This window comes from Nocardia sp. NPDC050406, from assembly GCF_044459025.1.
GTDB lineage: Bacteria > Actinomycetota > Actinomycetes > Mycobacteriales > Mycobacteriaceae > Nocardia.
In genome coordinates, this window is the sequence record NZ_JBITIM010000001.1 from 2,136,504 (window position 1) to 2,155,436 (window position 18,933).

An 18,933-nucleotide genomic window follows, 5' to 3' on the forward strand; every position below is an offset into this window, starting at 1 on the left:
CCCTGATAGAAGGCACGGCCCCGCCCGTGCCGGATCAAGGGTGGCACGCGGGCGGCCCGGCAAACAACCGGGTACCGGGCGGTAGTGAGGGGGAACGGGGGGTGGGGCGAGCGGACAGCGCTCGGTGGAGACTCGTGGCGAAGTCGACCGGGTGGCTGGCGGAGGCTGCCCGCGAGCCACTTCGGGTCAACTGGTGCGTGCGGCGGCGGTCACGGCGCGAGTGGGTTCGGGGGCGGCGAATTCGGTGGCGTGGGCCGCCGCCCAGTCCGCGTAGCCGCGCGGGGCGCGGCCGAGCACCTTGGTCACATGGTCGGTGAGTACGGCGTTGCCGCCCGCGCGCACATACGCCTGCCCGGCGAGTGCGCCGTCGGCATACTCCTCCGATCTGCCCGCCGCGAGCATGTGCGCTCGCGCGGCGTGCTCGGGTACGTCGACCACCGCCACCTCGCGGCCCAGGACCCCGGCGAGTACGGCCGCCTGGTCGGGGACGCTGAGAAGTTCCGGTCCGGTGAGGGTGTAGACCATGCCCGAATGTCCTTGGCCGGTCAGCGCTTCCACGGCGACGGCCGCGACATCGCGTGGATCGACGATCCCTTGGACGCCGGTGCCGGAGAGATTGGGCACGGGCTGCCCGGCGCGCAGCGGTTCGGCCCACGTCAGCGTATTGGACGCGAATGAGCTGGGGCGCAGGATCGTCCACTCCAATCCGCTGTCGCGTACCGAATTCTCGCCCGGCAGATGCCAGGTGCCGACCCGGCCGAGGCTGGGGTCGCCGGTGCCGACGGCGGAGAGCTTCACCACGCGGCGGACTCCGGCGGAGACGGCCGTGGCGATGAGCTGTCGGTCGGTGTCGATATCGTCCGGACCGAGTACGCCGACCAGGAACACCGCGGTCGCGCCGGACATGGCGGCGGCCATCGAGGCGGAATCGCCGTAATCGCCGCGCACCACCTCGACACCCGGAAGCGCTTGGGCGCGTGCGGGATCGCGGGTAACGGCGCGGACTCGTTCGCCGCGGGCCGAGAGCTGCCGGAGGATTTCACTGCCGATGGTGCCGGTGGCACCCGTGACCAGGATCATGTCGATCATCCTGTCGGCGTGGTCGCCTGCGATTATAGGAAATTTCGGCACACCCGCGTCGGCCTCGAATGGCTAGAGTCGACCGGGTGACCAGCCCGCGGCGCCCCGTCCGGAACACCGACCTGCTCGAATCGCCGGTGGTCGTCCCGGAGTCGCTGCGGCCGTGGCTCACCGAGCTCGGTCGGATCCCGACGGTGACGGATGTGTCCGGGGCGTTCGTCCATATCCCACAAACGACCACCACCATCGTGGTGCGCACCGAGACCTCCGGCCGCCGTGCGGCTTTCGTGGTCGGACCGCAGACCCGGGCGAGCTACACGGCGACGGAGTCCGCCGCCGGATGCGTGCGAATGCGGTTGGCCCCCGGGACTTCCCGACAATTGCTCGGCGTCGCGGCGGGTGATCTGGCGGACAACGTGTTCCGACTCCGCGATATGCCCGGTGCGATCGGCCAGCTGGCGGACGAACTCGTCGAACTCGGCTCGGAAGAAATCGTTTCGTTCTTGGAATCTGTTTTGCCACAACGCATTTCCGAGAGTGACACTCAGCGCGCGCATCGCGAACTGTTGCACGGAGCGGTCTCGGCCATTGCCCGCGGCGCACCTTCCGGGGTGCCGGAGCTCGCTGCGGATCTGGCGGTGAGCGAACGGCAACTCCGCAACCTGTTCGCCGCCGGGATCGGCGTATCCCCCAAACACTTCGAGCGCATCACCCGAGTCCGCCGCGTCATCGCTCGCGCGGGCGACGCCTCCTGGGCCGAACTCGCCTCCAGCACAGGGTTCTACGACCAGTCCCACTTGTCGTCGGAGTTTCGGGCGCTCATGGGGGTGCCGCCAGCGACCTACTTCCGTGGGGAGTTGCCTCCGCCCTCCGCGTGCAGGGTCGTCGGCGAGGCGAACAGCGGCTATGTCGCCGGGGCTGACCAGAGCCGCGGCAATTCTCTCGGTGTTGGCGGCGAGCGAAATGTCGCTTGAGTATGGGCGAATACGTTGCAGCGCAGCATGTTCAGGTGCGCGCTTCCCCGTCCGTGTCGAGCGCGGAGGCGGGCGGCGCGACCTGCTGATCCGCGACGGCGGGCAGGTGGGCATGGCGGCCGTACCGATCCGTTCAGTTGCCCAAGGCCGATGCGCCCATGATGCGGCCACGCCACGCTGACGCGGGCACACCGCCTGCGGCGATCGTGCCCCCGAGCGGGCATGCCGTCCGCCCTCATTGGGCGGCCACGCGGCGATCGAGGTCCACTCCAGCGCGCGATTCACCAAGATCGGATGACACGACACGGTGAGGCGGTGACAATGAGGATGCCGTTGTGCTCGCCGTTCGAGGCGGCGGTACCGCTGCTCGGGTGCGTCGACAGGTGCTGATCGAGGGGCGGGCCCTGCGACAGCCGTGGAGGAATTCCGTTGGTGCGCAATACCCGAATATTGAGCGGGCTGGCGGGTAGGTTCGCCGGTCTCACCGACTCGAGCCTGCCCATTCCGACGCGCGCGGAAACCGTTGCCGCGCGGCGACATTTCTTCGGCGACGCGGTCGACCCCGTGAGCGGCGAGATTCATCCGGAGCGGGTGGTGGCGGCCTGGTTCGGCTGTGCCGGGTTCGCTATCGCCCTGGGCGGCACGGTCTTTCTGCTCGATGCCTGGGTGCCGCGCGGTCTGACCTCCGGCTATGTCCCCACCACTCCGGCGCAACTGGCCGCGCTGCGCCCGGAGGCCATCTTCATCGGCCACGGCCACTTCGACCATGCCGCCGATGCCGGAGCCATCGCGCAGGCCAGCGGCGCGACTGTCTACGGCACCGCCGATCACTGCGCCATGATCCGCAAACAGGTCGCCTTCAAGGCCGAATTCGCCTGCGTGGAACTGGGTTCCAAACAGTCCCCGCCCGGCGACCGCTACGACTTCACCCTCCTGCCCGGCCTCGAGGTCACCGCCGTCCGCCACCTGCACTCCGCCCCCACCCGCCGCGGCGCGACGGCCTCCGCCCGCGTCTCCCCCACCCCCTGCCTCGGCGACGTCCGCACCCACCGCCCGAACCTCGCCGACGCCGCCCACCTGGTCCGCAACCTCTCCGCCCCCGAGGGCGGCACCCTCCTCTACCAGTTCCGCACCGCGAATTTCACCCTCACCTGGCATGATTCGTCCGGCCCGCTCCTGGACCGAGCCCCCCAGGTCCTCGAGATCCTGCGCGCCCTCCCACCCTCGGACGTCCACATAGGCGCGGTCCAAGGCTTCAACCAGTTCACCAACGGCCTACGCGACCCCCGCGTCTACATCGAGGCCCTCCGCCCAAAACTGTTCGTCCCCAACCACCACGACAACTGGCTCCCCCTCATCACCGCCCGAGGCGAAGCCTTCCGCACCCCCCTACACGCCGAAATAGCCAAAATCCCCACCGCGACCCGCCCCGAGATCCGCATGCTCATAGACCCCGAAGACTACGTCTCCTCCGCCCGAATGACCTTCGCATAACCCCTCCACCCCAACGCATTTCACCCCCAAACCCCCACCCCCCGAAGTACCCTGCCCCCATGTGGAGCATCGCCGCCATTTCCGCCATCAGCGTCATCATCATCGGTTTCGCATTCGCCCTGGGCCTACCGAAAGACTGACCACCCACGGCCTCTGACAACACCCGCGCCCCCAAATCCACCGCCATAGGCCTGGTCCTAACCGAACTCCCCGTCCTCCACTACCAACAACTCCCCCTAGGCGGCCCAACCCCCGTAGTCCCCTTCCACCCCTTCGGCACCCCCGAACTAGCCACCGCCGTAGTAAATTCCCTCAAAGGCAAACAAGCCACCCTCCTAGCCAACCACGGCACCCTAACCCACGCCGACACCCTCCCCACAGCCCTATCCCACACCCACCTCCTCGAATGGGCCTGCACCCTCTACCTAGACGCCGCCACCCTCGGCACCCCCCGACCCCTCACCTTCGACCAACAAATGGCCGTCAATGAGGTAATCCAACACACCGCCTATGGCACCCCGAAACCCCTTGGCGGAGCGCAGCACTGAACACATCGACCGCAGTGTGCGCGTCCCCGGCACATCATCCGGTGATCCCGGCGAAGTATCCGATGTCCACGTTCCCTGGTGTTCCGCTCAACAGCGCGCGATCGAGGAAATGATTGTTCGCCTCGCAGCTGGTTTCAGGAAGCATGACGCAACAGTGGCAGGCCGCCAGGTTGAGGGTGCCTGACGCGACTGTCCCGGACTCCATGCACAACGGATCCGACGAACACCACTTGGCACGCTCGAGCGCCGCCTTCAAGGTCGAGACGAAACGGTCGGGCTCGCCCTGCGCGACCACACCACCGAGGCTGCCCGCCGAATCGGTCGCCGCGGCGTAGATCAGGATTCCTGCCATATCGTCAGCGACGTAGAGACGTTCACGCAGGGCGGCTGCGGGATACCCCGCATCGAGGCTCCACTCGTTGACCAGAATGTGCGCGAGCGTATGGAGTAGGACGTAGCGCGGCGTGACGAAGGACTCCGTCACCAAGCCCCCCGTGCGCTCCACAAGGTCCACAATGTGATTGTTACGGAGCGCCGTCACACGGTCGACAACCGCACGCGATGATTCCCACTCGATGAGGCGACTGCCGCTGAGATCGAGGAACACGCCTTCCCCAATGACTTCGATCGCGGGCAGCCAGGACACCTTGGACCTGCTCAGCGGGGCCATGCGCTTCTTGTCGTCCTGTTCGCTCGGCCCGACCACCCGGGTAAACGATTGCAGCGCGCGGACCTCACGTAGACGATGCACGAGCATGGTCTTCGAAATTCCAAGCTGTCGTACCGGCGTGGAATCGGTGGTCGGTGGTTCGCAGACGAACTGCTGCTCGCGATTGTCCTCCGAAGTCCGGCTACCCAGCATCAGGTATTCCTGCTTCAGCAGGCCGGGCCAGTCCGGCGGGCCGCCCTCGCCACCACCCTCGGCCTCTCGAACTATCTGGATCGCGTCGGCGGGCGTGAAATCTGTGCCCTCGAGACACTTCTCCACCTTGAGGTATCCGGCAATCTCAGCGTCCGAGAGACCCCGCAGTCTGGACAGATACGGGCCGATGATCCGGTAGAGGCCATCGGACCACGGTGGAATCGATATCGCAGATCGGACCATCGGGTACCAACCCGCCGACGAACCGCGCTGAAGCGTACGCAGGGGCTCGCTGCATGGGACGCCGCCGGCGACATCGAGCCACGGCTGATCCCCGTAACAGCGAATCTTCAAGCTGGAGAGCGCGTTCCGACGAAACGATCCCTCCATCGAGGCGCTCCGGCCACATTCGCAGGAAATGATGATCGACCGAAGAGACGCGGTGGTGCCCTGCGTCCTGATACTCAACTCACGATTGCAGCTACCCGAGACTTCGTCCGGAACACGGTGCAGCCAAGCGCGATACGGAAAATCGGTGACATGGCCGTCGGCGCACGCGGCGATGAAACGCGACGGAGCGAGCTCCTCGTCGCACTCCGCGCATCTGATCGTTCCTTTCGGCGAGTTGAACTCCGAGAAAGGGGCGAGGCGAAGGCATTTCGCACATGAGTACCAGCGGGGGAACCGACGAACTTTGATCCCGTCACCGGCTTCCTTGGCTGGTGCCGGAGGCAGTCGGAAGTTGTCCACCCCAAGGATCCCGGCAAGTCGAGGTTCTTCGATGGTCCGCGTGTCATGCAGCGTCCAATCATCCAGTCCACAAACGATGTAGGAGCCGTTCTCGAAGGCGACCAGGGCACCAACACCGTAGGTGGTGATCAGCTGTGCGCGCCGTACCGACCCAATTTTGGGATATCCCCGGGTCTCCGGGAGGGCTGGTCGACGCTTGCGGCCCCGTGCGGGCACTGGACTCATATCATTTCCTCGAGAAGAGAGCGGACTCCGCGTCGACATCGCGAAGACTCCACAGAGTGGGCATTCGCTCGAAGGCGGGGGGATCGTCGAAGGTACCGAGCAGAGCATCGGGCTGCCGGGACTTTGCCTCGTACACCAGTCCGGGCTTCTCCTCGGCAAGAGCAGCCCACCATTCGATGATCTCGTCCAAGGCCCGCGCGGTGTGCTCGAACTCTTTGGGGTCGACGGCGCGGACACGGGCCAGCAGTTTGTCCTTGACCAGTTCCAACTCGTCGCGGAACGAATCGATATCCGCCGCCGCCTCGTTCGCTCGAGCTACGGGAATGAGCAACCTCGCCAAGGCGATCAGGACCGCATGCAGGCCACGGTCACGCGACCGCGCCGAGAACGGTGTGACACTGGATGATTCGACCTCGCGGTACAACGCCGAGTGGAAGCCTTGAAAGTTCTCGTAATGCGATCGGTCCCGCGCGCGTGTCGCGTGCAGCAGTGTGACAACGAGACCAGGATGCCGCCGACCGACACGGCTGGTCGACTGGATGTACTCCGCGGTTGTCTGTGGTTGGCCCATGACGACCATCAGCCCCAGCCGGTCGACATCGACGCCGACGGAGATCATGTTCGTGGCCAGCATGACGTCGAGCGCGTTCGGATAGCGGGTCTCCAGCATCTTCAGTCGCAGTGGCACGTCGCTCGCGTCCGCACGGCTTGTCAGCTCTGATTGTTCGTGCACCCGACGTGCTTTCGATTCATCGCGTTCCGCCAAGAACTCGAGACGACGTTCGACGTCGTCGCGAACCTGAAGATCCGCCGAAGCGAGCAGTCGCAGGCTGTTGAAGTAGCCGACCAGTGTCCAATACGCGTCTCGCACTTCATCATCCGCGTCGACGACCTGGGCAGCGTGCAGCAGCGCGGCGTACGCGCGAATGAGAAGGGTCGCCTGGCTGGTGCTCGGAGCCAACAGTCCGACGTACAACCGCGTCGCCTTGGTTTCGGCCGCCGTCTCCACCGCGAACCACGAATCGCGGGCATCCAGGCCCGCAGGCGGGAATTGCTTTGTCCTCCTGTTGAACAACTGCAACCCCTGATCGACGGACCGGCGGATCGTCGCGGTCGACGCGATGACTTTCGGGTGGTCGGCCGCCAGATCCACCGCCGTCTCGTACAGCCCGGTCAACGTCCCCAAGGGACCGGAGATCAGATGAAGTTCGTCCTGAACGATGAGTTCCGGCGGTCGAAACCGGTCGCTGCGATCACGATTGAAAAGGTTCGCGGTCTTCGACCGCCACGCCATCGACGCGAATTTGTCGACCGTCGCGATGACGAGGGTGGGATGCGCGTCGAAGACGCAGTCGTCGACAACGTGGACCGGAAGCCCGCTCCGGAATTCGCAATCGTTGTTCGGACAGCGAATGTGCAGCCGGGTATTGGGCTCGTCCACCTCGTAATCGATCGCGTCCAACCGGAACCCGCACCACGGGCAATTCTGCATCTGCGCCGGATTCTTCTCTTTGAGCTTCTGCCCAGCACGCAGTCGTTCCAGCGCCGCGGCGGCGTCATCGAGTCGGTTCGGTGTCGCCGAGGCTCCGACCCACATACCGATCGAGATTTCCTCCGAGCCGAGCGCACCGGGCTGCTCACGACGCATGAGCTCCATCGCACACATCAGCGTCGCCGCCCGCTCGAACTGTTGCAGGGTCAGCAGCCGCAGGGTGTAACGCATGAGAACCGTGACGCCGCCGCCGTACTCGGGGTCGCGGAGCCGTCGTAGAAAGGTGGTGAAGGCGACCAAACCCAGGTACGCCTCGGTCTTACCACCGCCCGTTGGGAACCACAACAGATCGGCCACATCCCGATCTGGATGTTCCTTGTCGACGATCCCGTCCAGGCACAGCAACACGAACGCGATCTGGAAGGGACGCCACCGTCCGTCGTACTCGGGGGAGCCGACCCGGCCCCCACGAGCCCATTTGGCTTGTGCGCGTTGCCGCACCATCGCCTGGTTCGCCAACTGAAAGGCCTCGAAAACCTTGTCGCCATCCGAGTATTCGAGGCACGACAAGCCCGAGCGCATACGGCGTAGCGCTTCGACGCACTCCTGGATCTGAGCTGCCGCGGCCGAGCCGAATTCGGTATCGGCAAGCTCCGCCGCCTCGTTCTCTCGCTCCCGAATCCACGCGGCGTAACCATCGAGCAGATCGGTCAGCGCCGCTACCACCGCAGGCTTCGACTTCGTGCCGAGATCTGCCATAGCGAGAGCGTCGTCACGGATGTCGGGGTTCGAATCGGTGAGCAGAACCGCGAGGTCCGGTACGAACGTGGTCGACACGCTGCTGACCCGGGCGGGACCAGGGGCAGGTCGGATACCTGGTCGTTCGGGCATCCAGTCCCATGCGGTGGCGCAGCCATGTCCGGCGGCGAAAACCGGTGCGTACCTGTAGAGCAGCCGACTCAGTTCCAGTTCGCTGTCGACGGCTCCATCGTTGGCTCGGCGTTCCACGATCGGCGACGTGCCTTCCGGACCCGCGACCTCGATCGAAGGCTGGAAGAAGCAGAAGGCGTCCTGCAGGTCGAAACGGCCCACGCGGTGCTCATTGATGAGCGAAATCGTCAGGGTCACATGGCCGTTCTGAGTTGCGTGACGTACATACGCCCGCAGCTCCAACCGCTCGGCCAGCTGGTGGGAAGTCGTGCGGCCCTGTAGCCGCAAATCGATGGAAACAACCGGCAAATCGAGTTCCACCCGCTGCCACTGCTCACGCTGCTCGTCCATCGAGCGAGCTTCGGAGCGTTGCGGTTCGACAGGGTTGCCGACCCTGTCTTGCGGAATATAGCGCGCAGCCGCGACTTTCACGAGCAAGGTGTCTGTCACCGATGGATCCGCGACAAAGGTCAAGCCCATCGATGACGGGCGACGCCGACCCGCGAGCGCGACCCCGACGTCGCCGGGTTCATCCGGGTCCGGGTACCCGTCGGTCAACGTGTTGTCGGATCCGTCGTCTTCCCCAGCTATCTCGATCTCGGCTACCAGGTCACGCTGTTGGGGGTACAGCACCCCGGTCAGGTAGGCCGCGATGGGAGTGTCGTCGGTCAAGAGCTCGTTCACGCCACCGGCGGGGCCGAGTAGATCCGCGCGAAGACGCTCGTGGATCGCGTCGCGGAGTTCGTAGTGCGCGTTATGCATCGTCGCCTTCTTTTTTCGCTTTAGCCGGCCAACCGCTGAAGGCTCCAAGTCCACATAGTCGCGGTACGCGCCAGACACCCGTATCACCCAGCCCGGCACGTTCTGTGAGTGCGGGGCTGCCAGCCAGCGTTTCCACGGTCTCGACGCACATTCCGGAAATGAGCATCGGCCAACTCCGAACCACGAAATCCGGACCATGCTTGAACAGGGCATGCAGGTCGGCGCGAAACTTCTCCGACGCGATGCCGATGGGCTGGTCGCGGTGGTAGGCGACATAAGGCGGACTCAACCGCTCGTCCGGGGAGTAGTCCGCGCCGCGGCGAAACTCGACCGGGTCACCTGGTCGAACTCGCTGTTGGATGTAGGTTTGAATCGGACTCGCGGAATTGGGCGCGGCGCTCTCCGGAGGCCGGCTGCCGTCGATCTCATCGCCGAGGGCTTCGACCCCACCTCGGTAGAGCCGGTACTTCGGACCGGGTTTCGCGATGTACCAGCGCCCGATCCTCGTGTCCTTGGTCGTCATTCGAAATTTCGACCAAACCTCGTCGATGCTCAGCAGCAGATCCCTGGGTCTGGTCAACGCCACATACAACAGCCGGGCCGCTTCCGCGGCATCGTTATCGGCCGAGCGTCGATATTTCGATGGCCGCACGACTATGACCCGATCGAACTCCAGGCCCTTAGCGCGATGAATCGTCGAGATGACCAGCCTGTCCGCCTGGACGGGGACCAGTTCGTCGGGAATTCGCCGCTCTATGATCGCCTGCCTGATCGCATCGAGCGAGACTGCTCCTCTTCTCCCGCCGCGGCCCCGCTCCATCGACCGCATCGCGCGCCAAAGTTCCTGGGCGGCAGTGTCGTCGGCACCCAGACGCTCTGCGGCGAGAGCTTTCACCTGATCCTCGGTCACCGTCGGCGTCACCGCGTATTCGAAGAGATCGGCCAGCCAGTGCGGGGCCGGGCGGGCCGTGGCGGCCCGCTTGAGGGTGTGCGGCACCCCTTTCGCTCTCAACTTTTCCGAGAGCAAGAGGGCCTGCCCGTTGTCACGGGTGAGGATCGCACAGGTATCCGGGTAGTGCGTCAGATCGTCGAGCACTGATTGATCGTCGAGCGAGCCAATCGGCTCGACTGCGGCTAGTCGACTCGAGAGAGACTGGTAGACGCTCTCGGCATTCTTCCGCCCTAGCTCGTCGCCAGACGACAACTCACTCACCGCCGGTCCCAATGCCAGCGCGGTCGCGGCTTCCGGTGTTCGCGCGCGGAAGTTGCGAGTCAGACGCAGTTCTACGAGGTCGTCCGCGAAGCGCTCACGCAACCAATCGAAGAAGCTCGGTTCCGGGGCACACCCCTTCGAACTCCGCGCTTGCCACGAGTAGATGGCCTGGGCGCTGTCGCCGACGACGGTCAGTCCCGCGTTTGGAAACCGTGCGATCAAGGTCTGAACCATCTGTCGGCGAAGCCCGACCAGATCCTGCACCTCGTCCACGATGATGTGCGCGAGATCGTCCGCGTACCAGTCGTCGGCAAGCCCTCGTTCGACAGCTGTGGTCGCTGCCGCGATTCGGTCATCGAACGGCTGACTCCGCCATTCCCCGGCGGCGTTCACATCCATCAGCAGTGAAGTCGCCCAGGCGTCGAAGGTCTGAACCCGCACGCGCCGAGCGGATTCCGAATGCCGAGCGATGCGGTGAGTCAACTCCCGAACCGCCGCCCGCGAGAAGCTCAGCACCAGGATCTCATGGGCCTTGACCTCGTCGCGTTGTACGAGCGCGTCCAGCCTCCGTACCAATGTGTGCGTCTTACCCGTGCCGGCCCCGGCGGTGACCAGAACGGCGGCATCCCAAGACTGTTCGACGACAACCTGCTGTTCCTCGGTGAGCGGGTAACTGCGTCGATAAACGTCGTCGCTCATCGGCTCGCCCTCCAGAGATGTTCGAATTCGGTGAAGGCGAGGGCTTCGCCGAAGTTCGCGATATTGTCGCGGACGTTGAGAATCAGGCAGGTTGGTTTTCCACCGTTGCGCGGGCCGCGTAATCCGCGGCCGATCATCTGCTGATAGACATTCGGACTGTATACAGGTCGCGCGACCACGACAGCCCGAGTCGCTGGAGCATCGAATCCCTGCGTCAGCACACCGTAATTCGTGAGTACCCGGGTACGGCCGCGACGGAAGTCCTCGATGCGGTCTCGCCGGGTCGTCGGAGCGGTAGCGGAGTCGATCGCCGCCGCGGAGATGCCGCGATCCATGAGCTTCGCGGCCATGAACTTCGCATGCGCCACCGAGGTCGCGAACAGCAGCACCGGCCAGTCGTCCGGCATTCGCTCGATCTCGTTGAGCAACCGGTCATTACGGGCGTGATCGTCCGCGAGTCGCTGTTCCGCGGCTCGCGGCAGAACGCTGAACCTGCTGGCGTCCGCTACTTCTTTCTCGGTGAGTCGCAATTCGCCACCGTCGATTTCACGATGCTCGACCCGGGCCAGTACTCCGAGATCCTGTAGATCCTTGTACGCATCTTCCAGCTCATCGCTGGAGAAGACACCACGATCCAATCGATGGTTGCCGAATCGTTGCACCAACCTGCGAGTTTCATCCTCATTGCGCCCTCGGTAGGCGGTCGCGGTGAGACCGATCAGATGACGTGAGGTCTCGCGCGAAGTAATGCCGAGCTGTTGCAGCAGTCCCGTGTACGAGGGCGCGAGCGCGACGTGTGCTTCGTCGACTATCACCAGTTTCGGATCCCGAAGCCACGCGTAGGCGTCCTTGTCGAGGCAGGCGAGCAGCTTGGCATCGGTCGCCACGACGAGGTGCGGCCCGCTGGTGGTGGGCGTGGACTCGTTCGAAGACCACAGTCGACTGATGACCAGGTCGGCTTCGGCTCCGGTCTTCTCCCACACGAACTTCCAGCTCTGTACAGCCTGCTCGCACAGCTCCTCCGTCTGTGCGATCCACAAAATCGGGCCCGACAGGCCGCCAACATCCTTGAGCCAACGGATGACGCCTTCGGCCGTGACCCGTGTCTTTCCCGCACCTGTGGGCAAACAGAGCATCGCGCGCCGCGGCGTCGGATCGAGCAGCAGCGAAACCAGATTCGAGGCCATACGCTCCTGGTATTCGTGCAAACGTGGGAATTCACGCGGACCTTCAACCACTACGCGCGGGCTGAGGGACACACCCCGGCTGCCCGCGAAGGCCTCGGGGAACCCGAAGTCCGAGACGAACTTCAGCGCGGTGTGCGAGCCGTCGTACTTGACGGGCGCGTCCGGGTATCGCGATGCGATGGTGTTCCGATGGTTCTTGAGTACCTCGTCACCGTGTGCGTTGTAGGCAAGCTCGGCGATCCGGCGCGGTGTGGGGAGTAGTCCAGGGGTATCGACGCGCTCGCTGTCGAGCAGTCCCTCGGGGAGCCCAGTACGGAGCGCCTCCTCTCCGACAAGCAGCAACACCTTGTCGATCACGCTGTCGGCGTCCTTGATTCGCAGAACGGCCTCATTCTGTGCGACCTCGGCCATTCGTTGCCGGTGACGCTCGAGCAGCTTCCCGCATCCCTCGCGCCCCAAGCCCCACCCCAGGACACCATCGATCGCCACCAGCGCGTCCAGTTCGCCCACCGGACCCTGTAGGAGAACGGTGCTGCCCTGCTTTGCCACAGCCAGCGGAGTCGATCGAGCGCCCTTCGGTGTGCGCGTGATCAATTGCAATTCCGTGCAGTACTGCACGGTGCCGATATTCATCCCGAAACGTTGGCGTAGCGCGGGGAACGCCTCGGCCAAGGCAATGGGGTCGCCGTCCGGTACGTGTCTGGTCTCCTTGGAGATCACGTCGGCGGGGCGGAGCATTCCCCAATCGCCGATCATCGTTTCGGCTGCGTCGGTGCCAGGAGCCAGAATCGCGGGACAGCCCTCGAGGACCAAGGTCTCGAAGTCGCTCCGATTACTCGCGACCGCGATCTCGTTGTCCGGTCGGTTGTCCCAGCTGTCGCCGACTCGGCACCGGGTTTCGGTATCTACCGCCTGGAAGACTCTTTCCGGAGCGTGGATCAGGAGGGCGTACGCCTGGCCGATATATTCGTCATCGTCGCTTCGCACAACACGTTCGAGGACGCGTTTCCAGATTCCGGGCGCGACCGCGTCCAGCCGCTCGGCGAGTTCCAGCTTGCGAGCCTTCTCGAGGCCGAGGTCGGCGACCGGAAGAACCGTCGAATGCTGCTTCAAAGCCGGTGAGACACAGGCATTTTTCCGGGCAAGCCCGTGGGACGTTCGGAAATACCCTTCGTTGGTGAGCAACCACGTGAGCGGTGACGGGATGGCCGTGCGCGTCGACGGCTCTCTGCCCAACTGAGATGTCCAATTGCGCACGACGCCTTCATCAGGCATATGCGTGATGAACGCCGCTCGACCCTCCGGCGAGAGCTGACGCAACAGGCGCAAAGGCCCAGCGGTACGTGCTCCCTCGAGATGGAAACGGGATATCGCCGGGCGCGATGCGGTACTACTGAGGTTCGCCTCGCAGTACCGCTCGTACATTGCCGTCCGGTATTCGTCGAACCACTCTTCCTGTTCGGGCCGATGGCCCAAGGTCGGCACCTCGGTGAGACCGAGCGCGAAAAGGCTCGCTCGATCGTCACCGTGGACACGCATATCGACGCCGACGCTCGCGTCCCTGGACCCGTTGGCGGGCACCACCTTTCCGGGAATCAGACAATCTCGCATCGGGCGGATGGCACCATCGAGGGTGCGTACGCACAATACGGACAGCGGGTCGGCGACCTTCTCCTTCACCAAAGCGACGGAACGACTCGAACCTGCGGCGCGGAACAACTCCCAGAACCTCATCCAGGAATCAGGGCCGTAGTCGTCGAATCCTCGATCCACTACCGCCGCGAACCGACCCGAGCGATCCGCCTCGTGCACGCCCAATCGGCCGAGTTTCCCCGCCACCAGCGGCACATCGGCAACGCCGGGGTGGACATACACGAGATCGTCTCGCAGACCGTCGTTTCCGGACCGCCGGAAGACCTCGCCCGCGATCGGTGCCACGAATCCGTTCCGCTCGGTCAGCACGATCTTCGCCAATCGAGCCTCGGCTACCTCGCTGTAGTTCCGCGCGACCATGTCGTCGAGAATCTCGATGGCGACACGGGAAGCCTCGGCCGTCCCGTCACCAACCAGCGCCTCCAGCCATTCCCTGACACCTCGCGGGCTCAGTTTCGCCGCTTCGAGGACGTGACTCACCTTGCCGCGGCGATCGCGCTGATAGTCGATCGAGTGGTGGATCCAATCGGAAGGCCGGCCAGGGTAACTCGCCCATGCGGACAGCCACGGCTTGTCGAGTCCGTCCGGATGGACCTTGATCTGGCTGGGCTCGCGCAACCGTCCATCCTGATCCGGCAGCGAGGGGCGGACCGCCGCGTACTTCCAGACCGACGCGGTCAGTTGCGCGCAGGCCCAGTTCGGTGATTCACGGACGCGTCCGGGCAGCAGCGGAAGGTAGGCGGCGATATCGCGGTCATCGACCAGGCCGGGCAGCGAATCGACTACCAGGCGGGCCGAGGCCTCGATGAGCTCCACATTGAGTTCGCTGCCCCGCAGCAGCGCCTGACGGTCCTCGTTCGTCTTCCACGCGGCATTGAGACAGCCTCGTAGTGTGGTATCGAACTCGGTGGGAAAGAAGGACCAGAAGACACCGCGACCGGTGGGCGGATACATCAGCCCCGCGGGCGAAGGACGGAAATCCGGTACCGCCCAGGAGATATCGATCTCGGGTCGATCATGCAATTCACCCGCGCGGCCACGGACTTCAGCCGATGGCACGTACGTCGTGGAGAAGACCCGCCAGCCTTCCTCGACGGTTTTCGTGCCGGTCTGCACCTCGGTCAGTTTGTGCGACGTGCCCGCGACGCGCATCGCCATTGAGCGACGAAAAATCGGAAGATCGCGGCGATCCTCCAGGACGAGATCACCGACATGGTCGGAGAACAGCTGAAAAGCGTTGGGGAACTTGCGAATATCCGCCGCCAGTCGGTGTGCGGCGCCCGGCAACAGTGGCAGCCGAACGACAGTGGTCGCGTGCCGCATCAATTCGTCGAGTATCGCGTCGGTCGTCCGCTCTCGCACGGCGTCCAGTACACGAGCCATTCGGAGCACCGGGGTCTCACCCGCGTCGGGATGGATGGCGCGGATCACCCCCGCCGACCAAGCCCTGTCGAATCCGAATGATCCTGTGGTACTAAAGAATTGAGGCGTGTCACTGACGGACAACACCGACTTCACGCCTACGCCGAACCGACCGATCTGACCGCCGCGCTTGTGCGAGACCGACATTCGCAGGATGGTGTCGGCACCGCGGGCGGACACCGGCGAACCCTGGTTCGCGCAGTACAGATGCTTCTCGGTGAGAACGACTTGGATCCGACCTCCGCGATCCACCTCGCGCATCTCGTCCGCACCGTTCTGAACAAGCTCGTACAACTGCCGGGATCCGTAGCCGCCCTGGGTGATACGGCGCTCACTGTTGGCGTGTTCCTGAATGAGTCCCGGGTCGGCCCGGTACGACTGCACAACGCGATTCGATTGATCGACAACCGTTCGGGTCACATCCGAGAGGTCGACGGCCGGTTTCGTCACGAGATTCCAACTTCCCGGTACTGATGCACAGGCGACCCGCTGCCCGTCGCGGCTCGAATTCTCATGACATGCCCGCCTGCGGAGTCGACAGTCCCCGACATCATCCCTGTATCCCCAAAGTAGTTGAAGCCCTTGCCGTTCCTCATCGAGGTGCGGGCAATGGATTGTTCATCAGCGACGGCCCACCGCTTGTTACAAGCCCCGCACGGATAGCTGGCGTTGATGACCGGAATAGTGCCAGACGGCACCGACAAGTTGATTCGTGCCCGTTGCCGTTAGAACAGATGTTCGGATACATCATCGTCCGGAATATAGAGCTGACGCCCCACGTACCGAAGATCCATACGGCAATGCTCCGCGATCGCCGATTGCGTCTTCTGATCTTCCGGGGGCAGTACGATTCCCTCCTGCAGCGTGACGATGATCATTGGCCGAGTAGGCATTTCGACGGCGGCCTTCAGCGCGGCCCACACGAGATCGCGAAAGGTGCTCGGCCTTCCCCAACAGACGTATCGCTCTTCCTCCGCAGAGCAGGCGAAGCAGTGCATCGGCTTCTCGCCGACGCTTCCGGGGCGAATCCGCCATTCGGGGCCGAGCGCCGTTTCGATGAGGTAGTCCGGGGGACGGAAGCGACGGACCGCGAACCGAGCCATCGAACCGAATCCCTCTTGCGCCCGGGCGTATTCCTTCATAGGCGTGTCTTTGATCCACGTGGGGATCCGCTGTTCACCCAGATACTCCCGGAGACGGCCGCCAATCGCTGGGTCCGCGGCCCAGCGGCGGTACCGCAGCTTCTTTTCCGTCGCCGGGAGTAACTCCCAATCGAGTTCGGCGGCTTGGCGATAGAGCTCGGCGATCACTCGAGATCGGACGCCTTCGGGTATGTCGGACATCTTCACCAGCCGGTTTCGAACGATCGGAAGCGCTGTTGGTCGACGTCGCGAGTACCCGTCAAGGATATCGGTGGCACGGTATCGACGTCGGGCGTTCACCAGGAATCAGTTCGGTAGTGATATCACGAAAGATGGTGAGCACGAGCACTTTTCGCGCATGGGCCGAGGACAACCTCGGACGTGGAGGCGGTTCCTTCACGCCGCCGAGACAGTCACGATATTGTTTCGCCATGTCAGAACAGCGGAGTGCGGCTAACGCTCAGCGTACGAGCGTAGAGCTCTTCGCCGGGGGCGGCGGTTTGGCGATGGCGGTCGAGAGGGCGGGGTTCCGTCCGCTTCTGTTCAACGAGTTCGCCAAGCGGGCCTGTGAGACGCTGGCCGCCAATGTCGCGACGCCGCTGGACGAGGGCCAGCCTCTGAGGATTCCAGGTCCTGGCGAACGGCCGCCTCTGGTCGTCGGAGATGTACGAAAGCTCGACTTCGACTACCTTCAGGGAAACGTCGACGTCCTCGCGGGCGGGCCGCCCTGCCAGCCCTTCTCACTTGGTGGAATCGGGCGGGGCGACGAGGATGACCGGAACGGGTTTCCGCACATGTTTCGCGCTATCCGCGAGATGCGACCGAAGGCCGTGATCTGCGAAAACGTACGCGGGTTGTTGAGACCGTCGTTTCGACCATACTTCGAATACATCGAGCGTGAACTCGCACTTCCATTCCAGGTGCGTGCCGAAGGCAGCGATTGGCGTGACCACGACATGGCGTTGCGACGCATGCTCGCAAAATGCAACTTGCCCGATGACGAGCGCTACGACGTGGAGCATTTCGATGTCAACGCCGCCGACTACGGCGTACCGCAGATCAGGCACCGAGTCATTCTCGTGGCCTTTCGCCGTGATCTCGGCGTCGACCTGAAACGTTTTCGACGTTTGGTCGCACCAAGATTCTCGGACAACAGTCTGTACGAAGACATGGCGGACGGCAGCTATTGGGCCCGCCATCCGGAAGTGCCGCGGAAGGTTCGCGAACGCGTGATGGCACGACAGCCCGCGCAAACGACTCTCCAGTCCAGCTCGGAACGACTCCCGCCTTGGCGAACGCTGCGCGATGCGATCAAAGGCATCGACGGTCAGCCGCCCTTGCCTCGAATCAGGCCCGAACATCTCGACCGCCGGGAACGAAATCTTGGTGGCTTCACCGACCACATCGGCTGGCCTGACGCGCGAATATACCCGGGCCATACCCCCAACGAGTTGGACCGCCCGGCCAAGACCGTCAAGGCGGGGGTTCACGGCGTTCCAGGCGGAGAATCCGTCGTGTTGCTCGATGACGGAACGCACAGGTACATGACTGTGCGTGAAACGGCCCGCGTGATGACGTTTCCTGATGATTGGCGACTCGAAGGTCCGAGGAGTGAGAAGATGCGACAGTTGGGCAACGCTGTTCCGGTGCTGCTCGGGCAAGCGTTCGCCGAGGCTGTCGCGATTGCTCTCGCCGAAGCGGAATCGACTGGGTAGAACTGAACACGATGACACGTCAGACGGATTCGCCACCTGACCGGGCGGCGCGGTTCCCAGTCGGGCGCGGTCGCACGGCCAGCGTCGCGGAGCAGGATCGTGCCGCCGGCGGCCGCGAACAGCGCTTGGTGGATTTGGGCGATGGTCGGTTCGTGCGAGCGTCGATTGTCTTGAAGCGACAGTCCACCACAGGTCGAGTTCGCGCCTACCTCCGTTGGGCGGACAAGCGAAAGACCACGACCAGGCTAGTTGGTGAAGTAGACGGCGCAACTCGGCGACGCGACCTCGAACAAGGCTGGCGACTCGCACACGAACGGCATCTGATTCCGAGAACCACTGCGCCGAGAACCTCGTGGGCTAGTACACCGGCCGTCCGATCGGTAATGCGCGCCAATCGCAACAAGGATACGCGACCGGAACTCGCACTCCGTGCCGCGATTCGCGCTCACCGGCTCGGGTATCGGGTGGACACCAGGCCCGTCCGAGCCATCCGCCGCAGAGCGGATGTCGTCTTTCTCGGACCGAAGGTCGCAGTGTTCTGCGATGGGTGTTTCTGGCATGGCTGTCCCGAGCACTACCGCCCGTCTCAGAAGAATCGAGAGTTCTGGGATACCAAAATCGAGGGCAATCGACGTCGCGATCGGGAGACCGACCGCCTCCTGACGGAGGCGGGGTGGCGTGTCGTCCGAGTGTGGGAGCACGAAGACCCCGAAGTCGCGGCCGATCGAATCGCCGAGATCGTCGTTGCACGCCGCGGCGATCCTCCTGCGGGCCGATAGTTCCTC

Annotated in this window: 10 protein-coding genes and 1 pseudogene; 5 read left to right on the forward strand and 6 right to left on the reverse strand. The window is 64.2% G+C overall.

Annotated features, from left to right (window positions below; genetic code table 11):
- Nucleotides 1–186: 186 nt before the first annotated feature.
- A complete protein-coding gene (locus tag ACIBH2_RS10210) occupies nucleotides 187–1,080 on the reverse strand; it encodes an NAD(P)H-binding protein (RefSeq protein ID WP_397115485.1) in 894 nt (297 codons plus the stop codon).
- An 86-nt stretch (nucleotides 1,081–1,166) separates the two neighbouring features.
- Between ACIBH2_RS10210 and ACIBH2_RS10215 the strand changes: the two genes are divergently transcribed.
- From ACIBH2_RS10215 to ACIBH2_RS10225, 3 genes and pseudogenes are all read left to right on the forward strand, one after another.
- Entirely contained in the window at nucleotides 1,167–2,054 is an 888-nt protein-coding gene (locus ACIBH2_RS10215) for a helix-turn-helix domain-containing protein (RefSeq protein ID WP_397115487.1), read from the forward strand.
- 432 nt (nucleotides 2,055–2,486) lie between these two features.
- Entirely contained in the window at nucleotides 2,487–3,548 is a 1,062-nt protein-coding gene (locus ACIBH2_RS10220) for an MBL fold metallo-hydrolase (RefSeq protein WP_397115489.1), read from the forward strand.
- A gap of 173 nt (nucleotides 3,549–3,721) precedes the next feature.
- Nucleotides 3,722–4,096, forward strand: a pseudogene (locus ACIBH2_RS10225) (class II aldolase/adducin family protein); the annotation flags it as partial.
- A gap of 34 nt (nucleotides 4,097–4,130) precedes the next feature.
- Here the strand turns inward: ACIBH2_RS10225 and drmB are convergent.
- The 5 genes from drmB to ACIBH2_RS10250 form a co-directional block, all read right to left on the reverse strand.
- Nucleotides 4,131–5,933, reverse strand: coding sequence for a DrmB family protein (gene drmB, locus ACIBH2_RS10230; protein ID WP_397115491.1), 1,803 nt, complete (start codon nucleotides 5,931–5,933; stop codon nucleotides 4,131–4,133).
- Nucleotide 5,934: 1 nt separating this feature from the next.
- Nucleotides 5,935–9,117 (reverse strand): helicase-related protein, encoded by a 3,183-nt coding sequence (locus tag ACIBH2_RS10235; protein WP_397115493.1) that lies wholly within the window; start codon nucleotides 9,115–9,117, stop codon nucleotides 5,935–5,937.
- Nucleotides 9,110–11,029 (reverse strand): UvrD-helicase domain-containing protein, encoded by a 1,920-nt coding sequence (locus tag ACIBH2_RS10240; RefSeq protein WP_397115495.1) that lies wholly within the window; start codon nucleotides 11,027–11,029, stop codon nucleotides 9,110–9,112. Before ACIBH2_RS10240 ends, ACIBH2_RS10235 begins: the two co-directional genes overlap by 8 nt.
- On the reverse strand, nucleotides 11,026–15,741 hold the full coding sequence (locus ACIBH2_RS10245) for a DEAD/DEAH box helicase (protein WP_397115497.1): 4,716 nt from the start codon (nucleotides 15,739–15,741) through the stop codon (nucleotides 11,026–11,028). Before ACIBH2_RS10245 ends, ACIBH2_RS10240 begins: the two co-directional genes overlap by 4 nt.
- A 275-nt stretch (nucleotides 15,742–16,016) precedes the next feature.
- The gene (locus ACIBH2_RS10250; RefSeq protein WP_397115499.1) at nucleotides 16,017–16,601 is read right to left on the reverse strand and encodes a hypothetical protein; all 585 of its coding nucleotides are present in this window, start codon (nucleotides 16,599–16,601) and stop codon (nucleotides 16,017–16,019) included.
- A 263-nt stretch (nucleotides 16,602–16,864) separates the two neighbouring features.
- On the opposite strand from ACIBH2_RS10250, the gene ACIBH2_RS10255 reads away from it, so the two are divergent.
- Together ACIBH2_RS10255 and ACIBH2_RS10260 are read left to right on the forward strand one after the other, a co-directional pair.
- Entirely contained in the window at nucleotides 16,865–18,148 is a 1,284-nt protein-coding gene (locus tag ACIBH2_RS10255; protein WP_397115501.1) for a DNA cytosine methyltransferase, read from the forward strand.
- An 11-nt stretch (nucleotides 18,149–18,159) separates the two neighbouring features.
- Nucleotides 18,160–18,927, forward strand: a complete 768-nt coding sequence (locus tag ACIBH2_RS10260; RefSeq protein ID WP_397115503.1) for a very short patch repair endonuclease — start codon at nucleotides 18,160–18,162, stop codon at nucleotides 18,925–18,927.
- Nucleotides 18,928–18,933 lie beyond the last annotated feature (6 nt).